The organism is Bradyrhizobium sp. WSM3983, assembly GCF_000473045.1.
Taxonomy (GTDB): Bacteria; Pseudomonadota; Alphaproteobacteria; order Rhizobiales; family Xanthobacteraceae; genus Bradyrhizobium.
The window spans coordinates 25,593-44,618 of record NZ_AXAY01000015.1 but is presented as its reverse complement, the minus strand read 5'-3'; the positions used below and the strand labels follow the sequence as shown (position 1 = coordinate 44,618).

Annotated in this window: 21 protein-coding genes and 1 pseudogene; 8 read left to right on the top strand and 14 right to left on the bottom strand. The window is 57.8% G+C overall.

Features of this window, described 5'->3' with window-relative positions; genetic code table 11:
• Positions 1-141 precede the first annotated feature (141 nt).
• On the bottom strand, positions 142-678 hold the full coding sequence (locus YUA_RS0121810; RefSeq protein WP_198029476.1) for a MarR family winged helix-turn-helix transcriptional regulator: 537 nt from the start codon (positions 676-678) through the stop codon (positions 142-144).
• A 763-nt stretch (positions 679-1,441) separates the two neighbouring features.
• Here YUA_RS0121810 and YUA_RS0121805 point away from each other — a divergent pair.
• Both YUA_RS0121805 and YUA_RS0121800 read left to right on the top strand, forming a co-directional pair.
• Positions 1,442-2,413, top strand: coding sequence for a PDR/VanB family oxidoreductase (locus YUA_RS0121805; protein WP_027532627.1), 972 nt, complete (start codon positions 1,442-1,444; stop codon positions 2,411-2,413).
• Positions 2,414-2,420: 7 nt separating this feature from the next.
• Positions 2,421-3,596: a Gfo/Idh/MocA family protein gene (locus YUA_RS0121800; RefSeq protein ID WP_198029475.1), complete on the top strand. Its 1,176-nt coding sequence runs from the start codon at positions 2,421-2,423 to the stop codon at positions 3,594-3,596.
• Between the two features lie 306 nt (positions 3,597-3,902).
• Here YUA_RS0121800 and YUA_RS0121795 read toward each other — a convergent pair whose 3' ends face one another.
• The 4 genes from YUA_RS0121795 to YUA_RS0121780 all read right to left on the bottom strand — a co-directional run bounded on the left by YUA_RS0121795 (position 3,903) and on the right by YUA_RS0121780 (position 7,203).
• Positions 3,903-4,583, bottom strand: coding sequence for a glutathione S-transferase family protein (locus YUA_RS0121795; protein ID WP_051383330.1), 681 nt, complete (start codon positions 4,581-4,583; stop codon positions 3,903-3,905).
• 130 nt (positions 4,584-4,713) lie between these two features.
• A complete protein-coding gene (locus YUA_RS0121790) occupies positions 4,714-5,781 on the bottom strand; it encodes a transporter (RefSeq protein WP_156947188.1) in 1,068 nt (355 codons plus the stop codon).
• Positions 5,782-5,900: 119 nt separating this feature from the next.
• Positions 5,901-6,167 carry a hypothetical protein gene (locus tag YUA_RS0121785; RefSeq protein WP_027532623.1) on the bottom strand — a complete coding sequence of 89 codons (267 nt, stop codon included), beginning with the start codon at positions 6,165-6,167 and terminating at the stop codon, positions 5,901-5,903.
• Positions 6,139-7,203: an amidohydrolase family protein gene (locus tag YUA_RS0121780; RefSeq protein ID WP_027532622.1), complete on the bottom strand. Its 1,065-nt coding sequence runs from the start codon at positions 7,201-7,203 to the stop codon at positions 6,139-6,141. The genes YUA_RS0121785 and YUA_RS0121780 overlap by 29 nt, the downstream gene beginning before the upstream one ends.
• Positions 7,204-7,358: 155 nt before the next feature.
• Between YUA_RS0121780 and YUA_RS44575 the strand changes: the two genes are divergently transcribed.
• Entirely contained in the window at positions 7,359-7,925 is a 567-nt protein-coding gene (locus YUA_RS44575) for a MarR family winged helix-turn-helix transcriptional regulator (RefSeq protein WP_051383298.1), read from the top strand.
• Here YUA_RS44575 and YUA_RS0121770 read toward each other — a convergent pair.
• From YUA_RS0121770 to YUA_RS48500, 5 genes are all read right to left on the bottom strand, one after another.
• On the bottom strand, positions 7,897-8,670 hold the full coding sequence (locus tag YUA_RS0121770) for a ferredoxin--NADP reductase (RefSeq protein ID WP_027532621.1): 774 nt from the start codon (positions 8,668-8,670) through the stop codon (positions 7,897-7,899). The genes YUA_RS44575 and YUA_RS0121770 overlap by 29 nt on opposite strands.
• A gap of 145 nt (positions 8,671-8,815) precedes the next feature.
• Positions 8,816-9,133, bottom strand: coding sequence for a Rieske (2Fe-2S) protein (locus YUA_RS44570; RefSeq protein WP_198029474.1), 318 nt, complete (start codon positions 9,131-9,133; stop codon positions 8,816-8,818).
• Between the two features lie 44 nt (positions 9,134-9,177).
• Positions 9,178-9,765 carry a hypothetical protein gene (locus tag YUA_RS0121760; protein WP_156947187.1) on the bottom strand — a complete coding sequence of 196 codons (588 nt, stop codon included), beginning with the start codon at positions 9,763-9,765 and terminating at the stop codon, positions 9,178-9,180.
• The gene (locus tag YUA_RS0121755) at positions 9,759-10,412 is read right to left on the bottom strand and encodes a hypothetical protein (protein ID WP_156947186.1); all 654 of its coding nucleotides are present in this window, start codon (positions 10,410-10,412) and stop codon (positions 9,759-9,761) included. Before YUA_RS0121755 ends, YUA_RS0121760 begins: the two co-directional genes overlap by 7 nt.
• Before the next feature lie 110 nt (positions 10,413-10,522).
• Positions 10,523-11,293: a LysR family transcriptional regulator gene (locus tag YUA_RS48500; RefSeq protein WP_051383296.1), complete on the bottom strand. Its 771-nt coding sequence runs from the start codon at positions 11,291-11,293 to the stop codon at positions 10,523-10,525.
• A 524-nt stretch (positions 11,294-11,817) separates the two neighbouring features.
• Between YUA_RS48500 and YUA_RS0121745 the strand changes: the two genes are divergently transcribed.
• The 5 genes and pseudogenes from YUA_RS0121745 (at position 11,818) to YUA_RS0121730 (ending at position 15,840) form a co-directional block, all read left to right on the top strand.
• A complete protein-coding gene (locus tag YUA_RS0121745; protein ID WP_198029473.1) occupies positions 11,818-13,011 on the top strand; it encodes an MFS transporter in 1,194 nt (397 codons plus the stop codon).
• Between the two features lie 39 nt (positions 13,012-13,050).
• Positions 13,051-13,224, top strand: a pseudogene (locus YUA_RS48495) (dienelactone hydrolase family protein); the annotation flags it as partial.
• A 129-nt stretch (positions 13,225-13,353) separates the two neighbouring features.
• A complete protein-coding gene (locus YUA_RS0121740; protein ID WP_027532616.1) occupies positions 13,354-14,082 on the top strand; it encodes a LuxR family transcriptional regulator in 729 nt (242 codons plus the stop codon).
• A gap of 84 nt (positions 14,083-14,166) precedes the next feature.
• Positions 14,167-14,799, top strand: coding sequence for an acyl-homoserine-lactone synthase (locus YUA_RS0121735; RefSeq protein WP_027532615.1), 633 nt, complete (start codon positions 14,167-14,169; stop codon positions 14,797-14,799).
• 81 nt (positions 14,800-14,880) lie between these two features.
• A complete protein-coding gene (locus YUA_RS0121730; protein ID WP_027532614.1) occupies positions 14,881-15,840 on the top strand; it encodes a LysR family transcriptional regulator in 960 nt (319 codons plus the stop codon).
• Here YUA_RS0121730 and YUA_RS48490 read toward each other — a convergent pair.
• Genes YUA_RS48490 through trbF form a run of 4 tightly spaced genes read right to left on the bottom strand, consistent with a single transcriptional unit; the run spans position 15,807 to position 18,982 of the window.
• The gene (locus YUA_RS48490; RefSeq protein WP_084292760.1) at positions 15,807-16,052 is read right to left on the bottom strand and encodes a DUF2274 domain-containing protein; all 246 of its coding nucleotides are present in this window, start codon (positions 16,050-16,052) and stop codon (positions 15,807-15,809) included. The two genes, YUA_RS0121730 and YUA_RS48490, sit on opposite strands and share 34 nt — an antisense overlap.
• Before the next feature lies 1 nt (position 16,053).
• A complete protein-coding gene (locus YUA_RS0121725) occupies positions 16,054-17,271 on the bottom strand; it encodes a TrbI/VirB10 family protein (RefSeq protein ID WP_027532613.1) in 1,218 nt (405 codons plus the stop codon).
• A complete protein-coding gene (gene trbG / locus YUA_RS0121720; protein ID WP_027532612.1) occupies positions 17,268-18,302 on the bottom strand; it encodes a P-type conjugative transfer protein TrbG in 1,035 nt (344 codons plus the stop codon). The genes YUA_RS0121725 and trbG overlap by 4 nt, the downstream gene beginning before the upstream one ends.
• The gene (gene trbF, locus YUA_RS0121715; protein ID WP_027532611.1) at positions 18,299-18,982 is read right to left on the bottom strand and encodes a conjugal transfer protein TrbF; all 684 of its coding nucleotides are present in this window, start codon (positions 18,980-18,982) and stop codon (positions 18,299-18,301) included. The genes trbG and trbF overlap by 4 nt, the downstream gene beginning before the upstream one ends.
• Positions 18,983-19,026 lie beyond the last annotated feature (44 nt).

The following is a 19,026-nucleotide window of genomic DNA, read 5'->3' as shown; positions in this document are numbered from 1 at the left end:
AGACGATCTGCAACGTCCAACATGCGCTGCTCGAGCTCGCTTGCCTGCTCGGCCGGAGGCCTGCCATTTTTGCTCAGAAACTACCCTTTTTACGTCGCCAGAAACTACTTTCTGCAGGCAATGCTTCGACGATATTTGGCGTCAGTGTTCGTCGACGTCGGAAGCTTGAAGCTGCTCTAGCTTCGCATCAACATTTCCCTGGATCTTTTTGAGCACGTGAAGAAGCATTGCGATCTCCCACGGCGGCACCCCCGAGGTCGCAGCCTGGACCACCTCTACAGCCAATGGCACCAGCTTCGCTTTCAGAGCGCGCCCCTTGGGTGTGAGATAAATCAGTTGCCGACGGCGATCCACCTTGTCCCTTACGCGCCTGACAAGCCCCTCCCTCTCCATCGACGAAATCGCATTCAGAGTGGTCGGCTCCATAGTACCGATCCGGCGCGACAGATCACTCTGCGTAACACCATCCTCGTGCCAGAGGACCCGAAGGAAATACCACATGCCCAGCGTCACGCCATGCGGTTCGATAACCGTATGCAAGTAGCGCTGCAGGGCTCGGTGCGTCGTTCGAACCTGGTACCCCACGCTGACGTCCAGAGGGAAGTCTTCAGATTTCCATCGCCCGCGTCTGCCGTAGATGGACAGGAGATCTTCGACCTCTTGGTCCGAAGCTTTCAAATTCCGCTCCCCTGCGTAGGACACCCAGAACTTCACCGCGCGAGATTGGCCAATAAGAGGTTGCCCGTCCCTAGGCATTTGCAGAACATGAGTTGGGAAGCAACAGCTGTCAACGGATCTTCAGGGGACAAACACCCGTGGTTAGGACACGGCCGCCCACGCGCCTTGCCGCCCCTCCCAGGTTGCGCCCGCCCGACCTGAAGTCGCTTATGGCTCTGCGTGCTGCAATCCCTAAGGCAGCCGCGGAGCCAAACAGCCAAAAAAAGGTCGGCACCTGTGAAGGCGCCGACCACAGTTTGGGAGGTTTACGCATAGAAAATCTTGTGCCCGACCGCCGGCCAGAAGTCAGCGCCCCGGAACATTGATCTCGCCAATCCGCACGGTTCTAACCGTCAGGTCGAAACCGGTCCTGGAGAGCGACCCGTCTCTTCCGAGCAGCGTATCCGCACTGAATTGCCGAACTGCAGGGCCGCCGCATCAAAGCACTTAATGTCGCCCCTCCTCCGCAGTCACCAAGCACGAAGGCGGATCGCACTCGTCGAAATCCTTGCCAGCTTTAGCTAAGGTAACTAAGTATCATTAGCAAGCGCAAAATGTGTGACCTCAAATTCTTGACGGCGCCTTTTTGCGCCTTTATTGGCTTCGGACTCTACTGTGTTGCGCGCGAACTCGCCGGTGCCTGTGGCGTAAGTTTTCGTTAGCTTTCTAAGTATCTCGGGGTTTAGACAATGCATATGGACGGGCCATCGAGGGAGGATCGCCGTTGGAAGACGCGGTAAACAATCGTGAGCGGCACAGTTTACGGGTCACACGGACTGAGCCAATTGCTGATGGGATCCAATTGTTCGAGCTGCGCGCCCATGATGGCGGCCAGCTGCCGGAATTCACCCCGGGTGCGCATATCAATGTCCGTGTACCCAGCGGCAACTTTAGGAACTACTCAATTTGCAACGATGCAAGAGAGCGCGATCGATATGTCATCGCGGTCAAGCGCGAGGTCGGGGGGCGTGGCGGGTCGATCAGTTTTATTGACGGTGTACACACGGGCGACGTGATCGACGTCGGCGCGCCAGACAACCTCTTCCAATTGGACTTGTCGGCACCACGTTACATCTTCATAGCAGGCGGCATCGGCATTACTCCCATTCTGGCAATGATCAGGTTTTTGAAAGGCTCATCCGGAAAGCCCTTCGAACTCTACTATCTGACCCGCTGTGCGGAGATGACGGCCTTTCTGGACGAGATACGCGAAATGGACGGTCCGAATAGTGCGATCACAATTCACCACGATAACGGCGATCCGGCGAATGCTTTCAACCTATGGCCTGTCCTTGAGGAGCCATCAAAGGCCCACATCTACTGCTGTGGCCCGCGGCCGCTCATGGACGCAGTCCGAGACATGACAGGTCACTGGCCCCTTCACGCCGTACACTTTGAGGACTTCGGGTCGGACTTGGTGCGTCCAAGCGCTGACGACACTCCATTCACGGTTCGCCTCGCCAAATCGGATACGTCATTCGAGGTGCCGGTCGGCCTGACGATCCTCGAGGTCATGCGTAGCCACGGCGTCGACGCGCCCAGCTCCTGTGAAAGCGGGACCTGCGGCACTTGCATCACAAAACTCCTCAAAGGCGAGGTCGACCATCGCGATCTCTTCCTCAGTGAGGACGAACGGGCGAGTAATCTCATGATCTGTATCTCACGTGGACGCGGCACGATCGAGATCGACCGGTAGGGAGTGCATGATTTTGAAGCGCCCGGTTCGGATAGGCGTTGTCGGCCTCGGACGCGCCTTTACTTTGATGCTACCCACCTTCGTGCGACATCCTGCGATCAAGCTCGTCGCCTGCGTCGATCCACGCATCGAGGCTCGCGAGTGCTTCGTGCGCGATTTCGGTGGTCGGGCCTACGAATCAATGGAGCACATCGCTGCCGATCCCGAAATCGACGCGCTCTACCTTGCCTCGCCCCATCAATTCCACGTCGAGCAGGTCCAGATCGCGGCGCGATCCCGCAAGCATGTCCTCGTCGAAAAACCGATGGCGTTGCGGCTGGAGGATTGCCGATCGATGATCGCGGCGGCTGACGCGGCCGGCATTTACCTGATCGTCGGGCATAGCCATAGCTTCGACCAACCGTATCTCGCGACTCGTGCCTTGATCGATAGCGGCGAGTTCGGCGAAGTAAAGATGGTCCAGGCCATCAACTATACGGACTATCTATATCGACCGCGACGGCCGGAAGAACTCGTCACGGCCGAGGGAGGCGGTGCTGTTTTCAGTCAAGCGCCGCATCAAGTGGAGATCGTTCGTCTTCTTGCCGGCGGCGAGGTGTCAACGGTCCGGGCGGTTACCGGAATTTGGGATCCCCATCGTCCTACGGAGGGCGCCTATACCGCCTTCCTGACCTTCGCCAACGGGGTCGCCGCCTGCCTGACATACAACGGCTATGGTCACTTCGATAGCGACGAGCTCAACGGATGGATTGGTGAAATGGGCCAGACCCGCGATCCAGGGAGCTATGGAAGCGCGCGAAAATTGCTTCGCACGATCCGAACAGTGGCGGACGAAATCGCGTTGAAGGAGGCCCGAGCCTACGGCAACACTGTGACAGCATCGTCTGCGCGCGAGGCCACACTGCCGGTCGGTTACAACCATTTCGGAATGGTCCTCGTTTCGTGCGAACATGGAACGCTGCGGCCAACGCCAACAGGTATCGAAATTTACGGCGACGAGGCGAAGTGCGTCATGAATCTGCCGAGCCCCATCGTGCCACGTCACGAGGTCATCGACGAATTGGTTGCCGCGGTATTGGAAGGTAAGCCTCCGCTCCACTCGGGACGATGGGGAATGGCAACGCTCGAGGTATGCCTTGCAATACTTCGTTCTTCCACTGAAAATCGGGAAGTGCGAATCTAGCGCCGAAAGGATCGCCGCATGATGGGATCATTGATGCTCGATCCGCCTTCGACGTCCAGCGAACCATGTAATCCTACCTCGCCCTCGCGGACGTTCTTATCGTGTTGCCTCCTGCAGTCTGATCTACTTCAGAACGCAGATTCCTTAGAGGCTGTGAGGGGTCGATTCCGACTGCGGTGCCTCCGCGGCGCGGCAAGCACGACGACTGCGGCATCTCGCACTCGTTTCTGCCCAGGTGATCTTTAATTGTCCAGTTGAAGAAAAATCGCCGGCCACAGTTGGAGGTTTCTGGAGTTTTCCTGTCCGCTAAGCCACGTCTCCGATCACCGATAGGCGTTCCAGCGATGTTGCAGTCATGCTTGGACGCTGATTCATGCGATCAAGCCAAGCCAGAAGATTTGCGTGCGGGATAGCGAGTGTTGCCCACTCCGGCGTTCGGCTAAAGATCGCCATCGTAGGCGCGACCAGAAGGTCCGCTAGGGAGAGGGTGTCACCCACGAAGTAGGGTTGCTGCCCCAGTAATCGCGCGAGTTCATTGAATACCAGTTGCGCCTTCGGCATTGCCGTCCTGATGCTTTCTTCGTTCGGGGCAATTTGCAGCTCACGTGGGGCGACGATGCGCTGAAAAAGAATGACATTGGCGACGCCCTGGTACAGGTACCAGTCATTGATGTTCATCACTTGGTCCATGCGCGCAGCACGCCTTGGATCCTCCGGAGTCAGCGGCGGCGTCGGCAGAATGCGGTCGATGTAGCGCAAGATGGCTTGCGTTTCGTAAAGGCGAAAGCCGTCATCCTCAAAGATGGGAATGCGACCGAAAGGATGCAGCGCGAGGCGTTCAGGCGACCTGAATGCAAGTCGGGCCAAGTGGAAGGACGCGCCTTTCTCTTCCAGAGTCGCCATGACCGCGCGCCCATACGGGCTGGCGGGGTTCGTATGCACAGTGAATCGTTGCAAGACTGTTCCTCCGCTAACGAAAGATGGCATCATGCGGGCGATGCGATACGCAAAACGTCTGGTGACCTTCCAGTTATGAGGTCACTTCGGGTCTTCCGGCGTGTGATCTGGCAGTTCCGCACAAAACCATGCAGAGCTGCCAGACCATGTTGCAAGGCCGTTACTTCGTGATCAATGGCTTCTTGACCGGCTCATCTGGCGCCCAAAGCCTGAAGGAAGTCTTCAGGAAGAACTCCGAGCCGGTGTTCGCGCCCGGACTATCTTTTGAATATACAACGTTTGAATAGATGAACTTCATATCGACTGGCCCGAAGTTGTAGCCGATCAGAAGGCCAACAGTAACGTCGATGTCCTTGCCGCACGACGGTAGTCCGCGGGCAGTCAACTGCGTGCAAGTCCATGCGGCACCCGTAGCGGGATTGGTGCCACCTGGCGTGTCATAGTTCGTCTGCCACCGAAATGCGCCGACCGGTCCGATCTCCCACTTGTCGAACTTCTTGGTCGCTGTCCAGTCGACATAGAGGGTGTTACCGCTCGTGTAGCCGTCCCCCGGATTAGCAGTGCCGGTCAGAAAACTAGCAAGCGCCAATGGTGTTGCCGGATTGCGCGCGATGGCCTGGTAAGCGCCAGTCCTGCCTTCCGAGGACATGTTGATGTCATAGCGCGCGCCGACCGTAAAATTCCAGCCGTTGCCGAGATAACTTATGGCTGCACGAGGAACAACCGCCCAATAGTCGGGAAGCGTCGCTCCCGCATAGTTCGTCCCAATAGGGGCTGCAAATCCGAGGCCAGCAGAGACAAACCACGCACTTCCCAGGTCCCAGGAAAAGTTCAAGGGAGTGAGGGTAAGATTCGAGATCATGATGTTCATGGTGTTGCCGTAGATCGGCGACTGGAGCGGGCCTCCTCCCGGCGGATATGGCACTGTAGTGGCTGAGGCCTGATATCCAACGATGTTGGCGACTGGGTAGTACGTACCGCCTAAAAACTTCAACCCGGATCCCCACGTGAACGTGACCGAGTCTCCAACACCGTTGAACCGCGTCTTACAGCCCGGCCCACAAGTCGTGTTGCCATTGCCAGACCCCATCGGGAGATAGAACATGGTGTTGTTAAAATACAGACCGGGGGGAGGTGCGGCACCCAAAATGGCTCCCATACTGGTTCCGGACAAATAGTTCCCAAAATTCCCCGGTTCGGTCGCCAAGCTTTGGTCGATGCTGGCCAACGACGCCAACCCCGATAGAGCTCCTACACACCATACTTTCCCCAATTTGAACATACAGTCCCCCTTTTGTGACTTAGGAAATTTCGATTCCTCGGATTGGTGATCGAGAGAAAGCGAACTCAAGGCATGCTTCCAACTTCGCTCCGGGCGCTCCGCTTGCTTCTCGGAACGCCGGCGAGCGGCACTACATTGTTGTGGGCACGCACGAGCTCGCGCTGTTCGGCGTCGCCGCCATCAGGCACGACAACGCGCGGCATGGGCTGGATTAGAGCCTCACAGCCGTCAAACAGTTTGGCGAACTCGGTTACAAAGCTGAGCAGCTTGCGCAGCGAACTATTGTGCGCTCCGGACAATTCCTCATGCAGGTCGCCTCCGGATGCGCTCATGGGTTTCCTCTAAAGTTGTTCGTGACGACTTCTGCTCTGCGGCAGATTGATTGGTTACGTCTCCCAAACGAAACAGGGAGTGCGCATTTTCGCGGCCGATTTTGAAACGATCGCCCTCTGAGATGGTCGCCGCATCAAACCAGTTTGCAGCGTGATCGATGTTTTCGAACGGCCAGTCGGCCGAAAAGAGGATGCGGTCGGCACCGATCTCGAGCATCGCATCGATCAGCGCCTGCGTCCGGAAATTGCCCGACGTGGTGATGTAGAAGTTCTCCCGGAAATAGTCGGCGATCTTCCGCCGAGCCGGATAAACATTCTGGGCACGCATCCACTTGTTGTGATTGTCGACGCGCCACATCGAGTAGGGCAATCCTTCGCCCATGTGACCGAGAATGATCTGCAGGCGCGGGTACACATCAAACAAACCCGAGCCCATCAGCCGCAAGGCATGGACGGCCGTCTCCTGTCCGAACGCCCAAGTGGGCCCCATCAACCAGCGATGGCCCTCGTAGATGGCAGCGTCCTTCGGCAGCGGGTTGCGGGGATGTAGATAGAACGGGACGTTCAGGCGCTGAACTTCAGACCAGAAAGGCCAGAATTCCTTGCAGTCGTAGTAGATCGCGTTATCGCTCTCCGCCACTTGGCTGAAACCGTTGACGAGGGCACCTCGGAAGCCCAGCGAGTTGACGCAATAGTCTAATTCGCGCGCTGCTCCGTCGGGGTCCTGCATCGGTAGCGCCGCGAGCCCCCGAAATCGCGACGGCCGCTTCGCAACCTGCTCGGCGAGAAAATCGTTTGCACGTCGGGATAGGGTCGACGCCGCGCTCCTGTCGGGGACGGCCTGGACCGCGGGGGCGTTCAGCGACAGGAGCATCAATTCGATGCCGTTCGCATCCATTTCCCTCAATCGACGGTCCTGGATGTCAAGCAGCCGCGCCTTGAGTTCAATCCAATCCTCCGGCGGACAAAAGCCAGCGCTCTCCTGGACCGTCTGCTCGATCGCGAAGTGCTCCTCTAGAGCGATCTTCCCTTGCATAAATTTCCCGCCTCAACTGGTCGCGAGACAGATCACCTCGCTTTCAAATTATTGTCAACGGAATTATTCCATTTGCAACTATTTCATTCCCCAGTGTTGCAGATGCGTGGACTCCCCGGTATCCGTCATGCCAGCAACGTTGCGGGAACGAATCCATGTATCGGCTGTCGAACTCCCTGCCTTACCTGCTCGCTCGGGTGGGCATCCGAATGGGCGACCTCTTTGTGCGTGTGGCAAGAAAGGAGGGACTGACCCTCCCGATGTACCGGGTGGTTGCGGCCCTGGCCGAACAACAGCGCCCCCTCCGCCTGAACGAACTGAGCTCGCTGACGTCTGGCGATCTGTCGACGCTCTCCCGTCTGGTCTCGGAAATGCATAAGGCCGGGCTCGTATCGCGCGAACGCCCCGAAAACGATCAGCGTAGCCTTCAGGTGCAGCTGACACCCGCCGGTCGAGAATTGTACGACCGCTATGTCCCGCTCGCGGCCTACTACGAAGACATCGCCACCGGTGCGCTCTCGCAAAAGGAGGCCGCGGCTCTGAAGACGGCGCTGAGTTCACTTTATGAGAACCTCGATCGGATCGAAGCCGAAGTCGACAGTGGCGAGATCGAAAAGCTGATCAAGTCAAAGCGAACACCCGGCTCCGATGGCTTGAAACCTCCAGAACAGCACAAACGAAAGAAGTCCCGCGTCAACGCTCCACGAACGCCTTCTCGATGACGAAGTGGCCCGGTTCGCTGTGCGAGCCTTCCAGGAAGGCATGCGCCTCGAACATCTGCTTGAGCTCTTCGAGCATCCCGGGACTCCCGCACATCATGATGCGATCAGTTTCGATATCGAGCGCAGCTTGGCCGATGTCGCTGAAGAGCTGATTGGAGCTGATTAGGTCGGTAATGCGACCGCGGTTGCGAAACGGCTCGCGCGTGACGGTCGGGTAATAGATGAGTTTCTCCGACAGGACCGGGCCGAATAGTTCATCATCGCGCAAGGTGGCGACGAGTTGTTCGCCATAGGCGAGCTCCGAGACCTGGCGGCAGCCGTGCACCAGCACGATGCTCTCGAACCTATCATAGACATCCGGGTCCTTAATCAAGCTCGCGAAGGGCGCAAGGCCTGTGCCTGTCGACAGCAGCAGGAGCCGCTCGCCCGGAATCAGATTGTCGGTGATCAGCGTGCCAGTCGCTTTGCGGCCGACCAGGATGATGTCGCCTTCCTTGATCTTCTGCAGGCGCGAGGTCAGCGGGCCCTCCTGGACCTTGATCGAGAAGAACTCGAGCTCTTCCTCGTGATTGGCGCTCGCCATGCTGTAGGCACGCAGTAGCGGCCGACCGTCGACCTCGAGGCCAATCATCGCGAACTGGCCGTTCTGGAAGCGAAAGCCAGAATCGCGAGTAGCGCGGAAGCTGAACAACGTATCGGTCCAGTGCCGAACGGAAAGGACCTTCTCTCGGTAGAACGCGCTCACGTCTATGTTCCCACTCTGCGCTAGAGAAATCTCAATCGACCTGCCAGTCCACCGCGAGCCCGTCCCAGTCGGCAGCGAATCTTGAAGTTGACGCGCGGCCCCACCGGAGTGACGGACATTCCTTTCTCCTTGAGCCAGCTCTTGTTCAGAGCTCTACATAGACATTCCCGCCGTCGACCTTCACGCCGTAAACTTCGAGCCTCATCATGCTTTCGCACGCGATCGTCTCACCGGTTACGATGTCGAACCTAAAGAAGTGCCATGGGCAAATAACCTGGCCATCGACGACACGCCCGTAGGCCAACGGCCCGTTCATATGCGGGCAACGGCTGTTAAATGCGACAATGCCCGTCTCAGATCGCTTGCTGCGGCACAAAACGACACGCTTGCCCTTCACGGTCCGAGTCAGGAGCGCCCCTTCCTCCGGGATGTCTTTTTCCGCACAGATCAACGTGAGGTCCAATCTAGTCTCTTCAGCTTGTGACACTGACTAACTCCGCCGAACGATCACGTCGACTCGAGGGCATTATCGTGCGCGAGTTTTTGGCTCTCAGGGTGAACGGTGCCGCACTCCTGGCACGTTCTTGCCTCCGGCTTGCTATTGAACTCATCTACCCATTTGTCGGCAGAGGTTAAAAAAGTCGGGAAGTCGCGCAACGGCCTGCCGAATGCCTTGAAAGCAAGCGAGGAGCCGCATTTCGGACACACCCAGCCGACGTTCGCCGCATCCGGCTTGCCCGTGGAGCCGCCGATGATCAGCATGCAATACTGCCCGCCAGACGAAGGCGCCTCGATCCAGATCGAGTCCACGTCGAGACGCAGCCAATATCCGGCAAGGTTCTCGACCATGAACTCCCTATCGGCAGCAATTCTGTGCATCACGGCCCCGCCATTTGGCCATTCGATAGGAGCCACCTTCCGGCCGACACGCTCCAGCAGTCGGTATCGCGCCTCACCAGGCGCTCGCGATCCTGTCCAGATTGCGTACTGACCGCGAACCTCCCACTTGCTGCGATGCTCGGCGAAGATCCGCGCGTGCGACATATCGGGGCTAGGAATGCGCCCCTGAGGCGGAACGTAGCCGAGCGTCACCACACCAGCCTCGCTGCATGCTCCTGCTCGTTGTCGGAAGGGCGCATGCCAGAATACGCCAGCGGGTTCTTGTGGCCGCAACTCGGGCAAATCTGATGTCTCGGATTTGCGTTGTATTCTCGGACCGCTGCCAGCTCACCGGCCCAGAACTTGCTGAAGTCCCTTCCGCTGTTCAGTTCGCGCATGAACAGCAGCGTCGTGCACTTCTCGCAATACCAGGCGAAGCGGTCGGTTTCATCGCCAGTCGGCTTGCCCATCACGATGATCAGCCGGCCTGGCTCATTGCCATCCGGAGGCAACACGACGCAGATCTCATCCTTGTCGTTGACGTGCCAATAGCCGAACAAATGCTGCACACGATGCGGAGTCCCAGCACGGGTAATGTGCGCCGAAAATGGTATCCGAGGCACAACGACAACGCCCTGGGGACCAATCTCGAAGTTCGTGCGCTTCTCGACGACCCCCACCGGCGGCGCTTCGCGCTCGCTTAAGTCGCCGACGGACTGGACGACGATTGGACGAATACCAACAACGTTGTCACCAACTGGTTTGAAGCCGAAGAAACGCTTTACCACCCGGTCGTTCAGATAGTCCCAATCTTCAGCGATCTTCTCGAGAGGCTCGTCAACGTATAGATCCGCATAAGTCATCTCTCCCATCTCCCTAGACAGATTGTCGCCGGATGCGCGCAATCGACCGCGCCTTATCCCGCCGCGTTGATGTCATTTAAGCGAGTTGTCAGCATGCTGTCAAGTTGGATTTAAGGCATCAAACGATCTCCGAGCCGCTTTCGCAGACGCCGCAAGAACAGGTAAGCCGCCTCGAATTCGGCGTCCGCAATGCCCAGCGTGGTTCGCCGGATCCACCCGTCTCGCACCTTGTTCGCCTCCCGGATAGCGCTCCAGCCGCTCGCCGTGAGCACGGCGTGCCTCGCACGCCGGTGGCTCGGATTATCGATCATCTCGACCAAGCCTTCGCGTCGCAGCACATCGATCGTCCGCTGGACGCTCTGTCGCTGGAGACCCATGTGACGAGCGATCTCTGAAACGGTCGCCTTTTTGTGTTGTAATGGACCGAGTATTTGCCAGCGCGAACCGGTTATACCTACCGGCTTTCCCATTCGGTCGCCTGCCCGCATAATGCGCCCGTATACGCGGAAAATTTCGAACATAACGTCGATGAAGACATGGTCAGCGCGGTCTTCCTCGCGCTGGATCGGGACGACCGATCCGCGTTTCGCCTTGGTCGTCGCGCGCCTACGTCGACCCTCCCCTCGATGCTCGAGAATGGCCTCCGAAAGCTGATCCACCTCGCTCAGAATTCGTCGCGCACCGTCGATGACGACTCCTCCAAACAACGTGGGCAACATGCCTTGGGTATGCCGCTCGAATATCTTGCTCCTGAGTTCACGCTCCAGATTTGCGAGGTTGCGCGTGAGCACCGGTTGAGCGATTCCGAGTTGACGCGCCGCCGGCCGTAGCCCCCCAAACTCGGCGATCGCGACCACCTCCCGAAGCTGATCGAGTTTCATGAAGACCTCCGTGACGATATCATTTTGATATCACCCGCACCGAGTGGACGCAAATGCTCCATTGAATCAATGGCGTCGGCTGGTACCAGAAAAGTTCGCGTTCGAGGCTTGACTGCCCTCTCCGCTTTCAACTCAATTGCGCGCAAAGGACGACCCGCTGAGCGCGAAGAATGCTCCATTTTCTAGGGTCTTAGCAGGGAGGGATTTGTGCATGCATCGGTGCGTTGACGCGCCTAACTCCGAGAAGGTTCTTCTATTTTGGGTGCGCGTTAAGACGACGCATTGCTTCCTTCTTGCGCTCATAAAGCGAAATACGCTCGCGCCTATGGCAATTGGACCGTGCGAGGCGCTCCGCGTTTGATACGGATCTTCAACTAATCAGCTTCGAGAGGCCGGCGAGAGTGCAACCGGCCCGTACCATCAGCTAGTGACGGGGAAAGCCAATGGCGAATACAGAACTATACATACCCGCGAGGGAGGTTCAGCCCACACTCGACTCTTCGAAAGCGTCGGTAGGCGACCTCATGGATTCTCAACGGGGATGGGGCGTCGTCGCTGCCGCATTCCTCGGCATGTTCCTCAGCATGGGTGTGTTGGTCGCCTATTCATTTGGAGTCCTCGCGCCGGCGATGGCCGAGGACCTTGGCTTTAGCCCCGCACAAATTCCCTCGATCTTCTTGGTTTTCAGCCTTTCGTGCGTCGTGGGCGGCCCTGTTTGGGGCGCGTTGACCGATCGCTTCGGCGCACGACCGATCACGATGATCTCGTCAATGTTGATGGCCATCCTATTCTGCACGTTGACCATTTTGCCCAGCAATGCCGCATCCGTTTATGCGGCTTTCGTCGCCATCGGACTTCTTTCAAGCGGCACTTTGCCGGCGTCGTACGCGACCGTTGTCGTCGGCTGGTTCGACAAGCGACGTGGGCTGGCATTAGGTGTCACCATGATGGGAATCGGCGCAGGCGCGGCCGTTGTGCCGCCATTGTCCGCGTTTCTCCTTGCCCATTTCGGCTGGCGCAGCACTTACGTCTTTTACGGCCTCGTGATTGCATTGGTCTGCGTACCGATCTTGATGGTTTTCTTGAAGCCTAATCCCTCGGTCGCGCTAGAACGAGGACCATCGAAAGAGCTGCCGCGTTTGGAAGTGGTGAGGTCAGCCACACAAGTCCCCACGACATGGGTCCTAGTGTTTTTTGCGTTCTTGATGGGTGTCGTCCTGATCGGGACGGTCATCAGCTTCGTTCCTATGCTTCAAGCACAAGGTATGACGCGAACTCAGGCTGCCGGATACCAGTCAATTCTTGGAATTGCATTGATTGCGGGGCGCTTCATCATCGGAGGGTTGATCGACCGATTTTTCGCTCCTCGCGTGATGATGGCAGTCCTTTGCATTACGATCGTCGGTTTCGTTTCCTTGTATTACGCAAACTCTCCGGCAGCTTACGCGCTCTCGGCTGCGGGCGTCGGTCTTGCTGTCGGTGCGGAAATCGACTTCCTTGGCTTTCTCGTTAGCCGCTACTACCCCAAAGCGGCATTCGCTACGCTGTTCGCGGTCTTGTTCGCCATTCATACGCTGGGCGCGGGATTTGGCGCCTCCCTTGTTGCTTGGCTAACATCCGTGTTCGGCAGCTATCAACCGGCCTTTCTTGTCCTGAGTGCCCTTACCGGGCTGCTAGCGCTTTCGACACTGCTTCTGCCGCGCTACGAACAGCGCTAGGTTGCCAAGCCCCATCCACAAGCCCTCGCCTCAGACCGCTACCGTGCGGACACTCCGGGTGTGCCCACGGGAGCGATCGTCGTTATTAGGGAGATCTTTGGCGTCAATCACCACATACGTCCGATCTGCCATCGGTTGGCGAATGAAGGTTGTACTGCTGCCATCGCCCCGGCGCTCTTCGACCGCTTCGAACCAAGTTTTCAGAGTGGCTATCAGTCCTGTTCGATGTGAAATTGCGCTTGTAAGGCGGCGTGCAAGCGCGAGGTCACGATTTCTGCACGTACTCAGGATTTTGGCGGTCCAAGAGTTGTACTGTTGCCAACAGCGCAAACCGGATATCCAATGCATCGCATCTTTCAAAATTTTATCGACCGCTTAGCCTGTGCGGACGATGCAGCCGATTTTTCAGAGGCAATGGCTGCAGCTGCTAGAGGCCTTGAACTATCATGCTTCGCCTACCTTGCACTTCCTGGCAGGCCGAAAGGCAAACCGCGCCTGATTTCAACATATCCAAAGGAGTGGATCTCCCACTACCTGCAGAGCCGCTATGAGCTCATTGACCCGGTGATTGCTCAAGCTATTCAGACCGCAGAACCATTTCAGTGGGGAATTGATACGCGGTCGAGCCGACCGACGCCCGTCCAACACCAGTTGCTTGATGAAGCAGCACAGTTCGGGATTCGGTTTGGCTTCACAGTACCCATTCATGATGGTCACGGCCCGATCGCCGCCCTGACCTTCGCAAACTACCAGCGTAGCTCGATCTTCGAACATCGCGTCGAGTCACAGGCACGAGTGCTTCAACTCATGGCAATGTATTTCCATGCACACGTTCGCCGCAAACTCGCAAGCGAGCATAAGATCGCGGGGATACTTTTGTCGCCCCGGGAGTTCGAATGCCTGGAATGGGCATCCCAGGGCAAGAGCGCTTGGGAAATTGGACAAATACTCGATATTTCGCGCAACACCGTCGCGTCGTACCTTGAGAGCGCGAAGAAAAAGCTGGGTGTTCGGACGGTCGTGCAGGCGGCGACGCGCCTGGCCGCTGCTAAGAAACAAAAGCAAAATTAGGACAAATACCCCCTACAGCTACAGGAAGTGAATCAGGATAACAATCCCGCTTCAAAGGAGGTGATGACAACTCTTGGAGGGACTATGATTCAGTTGATCACACCAACTTCGTATGGGCAATTTTCCAACACTCTAGTTGAAATACATCGGTTGCGGCATCGTGTTTTCAAGCTCCGCATGGAGTGGGACGTTCAAACCAGCGGCGACATGGAAATAGATGATTTCGACGCACTGCATCCCGCCTACCTGGCGCGGGTGTCTGATACCGGCCAAGTGCAAAGTGCTGTTCGCCTCCTCCCCACTGTTGGCCCGACTATGCTTCGCGACACCTTCCCAGCACTGCTTGAGGGCCAACCTGCGCCCTCAACTCCGTTGGTTTGGGAAAGCAGCAGGTTTGCGATCGACGTGGCTGTCGACGCGCCCAAAGGAGACCACGGGATAGCTCGTGCCACTTACGAGCTGTTTGCCGGAATGGTCGAGTTCGGGCTTTCGCGACAGCTCACTGATATCGTTACCGTCACAGACGTCCGAATGGAAAGGATACTACGACGAGCCGGCTGGCCCCTGCGCCGCATCGGCGGTCCTTCCAAAATTGGCAACACCTTGGCCGTCGCGGGTTACCTTGCAATCTCGACTGAGATACTCGCCTGTCTTCGGAAGGCTGGCGGTCTTTCGACGCCGGTTCTTTGGACGCCAGTAATGCTCGCGGCTGCCTAAAACGACGCACGCCTGAAACGACACACATGTCCTCGCCTGAGCGAGGTCGCCGTGTTTTGCGGTTGCCACCGAGCTACGAACATGACCGAAGTCGACAATAGAAACGAACGACGGAATTCAACAAGTGCCATTGAATTGCAACAACTTCGATTAGCCGTGGTCGCCTGTGACTACGGAAGCTTTCGACGAGCCGCTGAAGTGCTTTCGATCAAGCACACCGTGCTTAGCCGTTCTATTGGTCAGCTCGAGCATCTGGTCGGGACTTCACTATTTGAGCGCTCAAGCGGTGGGATCAAGCCGACTCTCGCTGGCCGCGCCGTCCTACGAATTGCACGATTGATTTTGGAACAGGTCGACGCGCTCGTGGACACCGGCAAGTCCAGCGGTCGCGGCGAGGCTGGTCATCTTGCAATCGGTTTTTGCACATCCATTTCCACCGGGAGTTTGCGAGCGACGTTAGGAGAGTTCAAGAAGCGGTTTCCCCTCGTCGAATTGGCAACAGTAGAACGCTCTCGCCTACGGCTAATGACCGCCCTTCGTAGTGGGACAGTCGATGTGGTCGTCACCCCGGGACGTTTGCTCTCGAAGGATACGAAAGCACTACCACTCTGGAGCGAGCGTATCTTGATTTCGCTGCCTCAGGATCATGGCTTGGCAGCACGCGAAATCGTCTACTGGACGGATCTCCGCGACCAAACTGTTCTCCTAAGTCAGTACGATCCTGGACGGGAGCTTGAGGATCTCTTGATATCGAAGCTCATACTGCCTGAGGACCGCCCCAAGATCGAACGCCATGACGTCAGCCGAGGCATAATCAAGAGCCTGATCAGCATGGGCCTGGGAGTCAGCCTCGTGATGGAATCAGATATTGGAGTAAGCTTCGCTGGACTAGTGTACCGGGAGTTGCAGGACGGAGCAGGACCAAGCCGAATAGGTTTCTATGCGCATTGGCGCGGCGACAACGACAATCCGACGCTGAAGCGCTTCCTGAGCATCCTTGCGGAGCGCTATCCCTCGCCTCCTCCAGCGCTTGGTGATTGAATAGTTCGCCGGAGCTTTGCGAATCCACGATCCGTTGCCATGAAGCGCGCCAACATAGGTGCAATCAACTTGGTCGGGTCAATCCGCTGGCCCGCTTCACGCGCTAAGGCTTCCGCATAGGCGACGAGATCCCGGTGCACTTGCGCTGGCAGTTCCGCGGTTACTTTGACCGGCTTGTCGTCTGGAAGCGTTCCAATTCTGAGTTTTGGCATGTCACCCCCTGTACGACGCAAGAACGAGATCTCGGTTAACAATGACGCGGACAGGGAAGCCGGGTCTTACGGTGAGAGTCGGCTGAATATTCAAACTGCGACGAACGACCTGTTGCCCGACTTGATTTAGAGAATCACTTGCGCCGTGTCGCAGTGCCTGGATGATTGCACTATCGTTGCTGTTCGTGTCGGAACCCGCTCCAAGTTCAGTACCAACGGCCAGAAATGTCGACAGGGCAGCAGCCTTGAACAGTTCGCCCCAATGACTGTCGACCCCGTCCTCCAGTCCTGAATAGCCCGCCGTGTCGGCACCCTGCTGCCGTTCTAGCACGATCGACCGGCCGTTCGGCATAAGCAGGCGGGTCCAGACCAGAAGCACGCGGGACTGACCAAACGCGATCTGGCTGTCGTAGACGCCGATCAAGCGTGCCCCCTGCGGAATTAAGAGCAGACGACCGGTCGGCGTATCAAACACGTTCTCCGTTACCTGCGCGGTGATCTGACCCGGAAGGTCCGATCGGATACCGGTAATCAGGGCTCCCGGAATAACAGTCCCAGCCTGCACGATATAAGGGGAAGCCGGCCTGGTGACGCGGTCAGAGCTTACAGTGCGGCGATCCACAGACGCATTGACGAAGGCAAGCTTCCGATCCTGAGCGTTCTGCACGTATCCTTCGTCGTTATTCGTCATCGAAGCTGGAGCACTGCGCTCGCTGACCTGCGACGCCGCATTCGGCGGCCGCATTTCTCCTCCGCTGGCTGAAGCGAATAAATGGCTGACGCGGGCTGCCTCGGTTTCCTGATCTCGACGCTGCTGTTCCGGATCAGGAGCCTTGGCACCAAACGTAGGCGACTGGCCCTGAGCGGCAAGGATCGGCCGACCGAGGTCTCCAGGCAGTGGCGGACCGAGCTGCGGAATGCCTTGGCGTGGAACGTCTGTGTAATCTTTCGGAAGTGCCGTGATGCCGTCAGCAATATTGTGATGGTCAGTGCTGTAAAGCTCATCGGCCGCCTGGGTTCGGGAAGGGTTGGTTTGCAGCGACCACAATACGGCTCCGCCTATCACCAGCAACGCAACCGCGCTCCCTCCGGCCAACACCTTCCGTGACAACCGTGTCACACGCGGTTGCTCCGCCCTCAGCCGGAAACTCCTGGACTGTTCATCCTGACTTTGCGGCGGAATCGCCTGCTCGCGATCGCTTCCATTCTCGGCATTCATGACGACGGCCTCCCGTCGGTCCTGATGATCCTGACCTTCTGCTGGTGTTCACCGCCGAGCCTGAGTTCTGCGGCAGCAAATAGCCGATCCACAATCAACACATTGCCGTAAGCGCGATAGTTCACGAGTTCGGGCTCGCCGTCGGGACCGATAACGAAGAGCGGCGGCATTTCGCCTTGAACAATCCCTTGCGGGAATTCGACATAGACCTTTCGGCCGTCGTCATATGCGTTAAGCGGCCGCCAAGGCGGGCTGTCACCCTCAATCGCGTAGCGGAAGACGCGCTGCGATGGGTCCGGAATAACTGGTCTCAGGGAAACAGAACGCGATTTTTCGCGCACCGTCTCGGGATAGTACCAGGCGACGGAAGGCATATAGGGCCGCTCGCGGGAACGGAGCTCGATCAGGTAAGTACGCCGGTCGGTATTGACGACAAGGTTTGTCTCGATTGATGCGCGGGTCGGCTTCACCAAGATGTGGACGCGCCGCGTATCGCCGTTGCCGCTCTCGGTATCTCCCACGACCCAGCGCACGGTATCACCGGCCGCGACGGGTCCCGATCCCGTCAATTGCTCGCCTTCCTCGAGTGCAATATCGGTGATCTGACTAGGCGCGGCGTAAACTTGATAGAGCGCCCCGGGGCTGTATGCGTAGATCTGCGCCGCGTTGAAATACCCCCGCTTGCGCGGCTCGACTCGCGCCGCGCTGTTTGCCGTCTCTACCCGGCTCACTGGCTCGGGCTCTTCCTTTCCTCCCGACTTGCCACCGAGACTTGGTTTCCAGAGCGGTGGAACATGAAGCGGCCGTGCTCTGTCGTCGAGAGCCACCGGAGGCGCCGGCAATGGCGGGACTTCGGCGTCATAGCTGATCTCCGGCGGAATGTAGGTTGCGCACCCGCCAAGCGCCGACGAACAAAGCAGAAGAGCGGACAGGAACGCTCGCTTTGAAGTCACGAATTCTGACCAAGTCGTAGGGAGCGTGCTAAGCGGAATGGGACGCCTTGCATGAGCGTCAAGCGTCGTCTTGGTCACTGACTCAACTCCTTTGACCAGTTAATGGCGCGGACATAGACGCCAAGCGGGTTCTTGCGCAGGTGTTCGGCATCGCGCGGCGTCTCGATCGCGATCGTGAGAATTGCCGTCCAACGTTCTGTCGAACTCAACGAGCCGTTGTCGTACGTGCGTTGGATCCATGCGATCCGAAAGCTGTCCGGGGACGCGCGGATGACGCTCGAGACGTCCACGGAGATTTGTGCCTTCCCGAGTTTGGCAAAGGGGTCATTGTTACGCGCGAAATCGTTGAGCGCGGCAGCTCCGCGATCGGTCGTAAAGTCGTAGGCCCTGAGCCAGTTTTGGCGCAGTACAATGCCGTCGGCCGGCAGTCCCCTGACATCCTCGATAAAGCGCGCCAGGTGGTAGGCGATCTGGGCGTCGGTGGGTTGATAGTCGATGTTGGCAGGCGCAACCCTTTGGGCTTGGCCGAGGTGATCGACTTCGACCACCCAGGGTGTGATCGATCCCTGGCTCGATTGCCAGATAAGGCCGCCGGCGAGGCCGCCCGACAGCATGAGGCAGCCGAACGCCATCAAGCGCCAATTCTTGGCTTGGACGCGTGCTGATCCAATGCGTTCGTCCCAAATCTGCGCTGCCTTTTGGTAAGGCGTAATCGGCTCGGGCATGCGCCCGTAGTGGACCGAAGGTCGTTTAAACATCGATGATTGCCCCTTGGATCACGGTCGATTTGCAGTCGTGAGAT

Bases quoted from the DNA above. Each gene is read 5' to 3' on its own strand.
- YUA_RS0121800 (WP_198029475.1), top strand. From the start codon at position 2,421: ATGATTTTGAAGCGCCCGGTTCGGATAGGCGTTGTCGGCCTCGGACGC.
- YUA_RS0121795 (WP_051383330.1), bottom strand. From the start codon at position 4,583: ATGCCATCTTTCGTTAGCGGAGGAACAGTCTTGCAACGATTCACTGTG.
- YUA_RS0121785 (WP_027532623.1), bottom strand. From the start codon at position 6,167: ATGAGCGCATCCGGAGGCGACCTGCATGAGGAATTGTCCGGAGCGCAC.
- YUA_RS0121780 (WP_027532622.1), bottom strand. From the start codon at position 7,203: ATGCAAGGGAAGATCGCTCTAGAGGAGCACTTCGCGATCGAGCAGACG.
- YUA_RS44575 (WP_051383298.1), top strand. From the start codon at position 7,359: ATGTATCGGCTGTCGAACTCCCTGCCTTACCTGCTCGCTCGGGTGGGC.
- YUA_RS0121755 (WP_156947186.1), bottom strand. From the start codon at position 10,412: ATGACTTATGCGGATCTATACGTTGACGAGCCTCTCGAGAAGATCGCT.
- YUA_RS48500 (WP_051383296.1), bottom strand. From the start codon at position 11,293: ATGAAACTCGATCAGCTTCGGGAGGTGGTCGCGATCGCCGAGTTTGGG.
- YUA_RS0121745 (WP_198029473.1), top strand. From the start codon at position 11,818: ATGGATTCTCAACGGGGATGGGGCGTCGTCGCTGCCGCATTCCTCGGC.
- YUA_RS0121740 (WP_027532616.1), top strand. From the start codon at position 13,354: ATGCATCGCATCTTTCAAAATTTTATCGACCGCTTAGCCTGTGCGGAC.
- YUA_RS0121735 (WP_027532615.1), top strand. From the start codon at position 14,167: ATGATTCAGTTGATCACACCAACTTCGTATGGGCAATTTTCCAACACT.
- YUA_RS0121730 (WP_027532614.1), top strand. From the start codon at position 14,881: ATGACCGAAGTCGACAATAGAAACGAACGACGGAATTCAACAAGTGCC.
- YUA_RS48490 (WP_084292760.1), bottom strand. From the start codon at position 16,052: ATGCCAAAACTCAGAATTGGAACGCTTCCAGACGACAAGCCGGTCAAA.
- YUA_RS0121725 (WP_027532613.1), bottom strand. From the start codon at position 17,271: ATGAATGCCGAGAATGGAAGCGATCGCGAGCAGGCGATTCCGCCGCAA.
- trbF (WP_027532611.1), bottom strand. From the start codon at position 18,982: ATGTTTAAACGACCTTCGGTCCACTACGGGCGCATGCCCGAGCCGATT.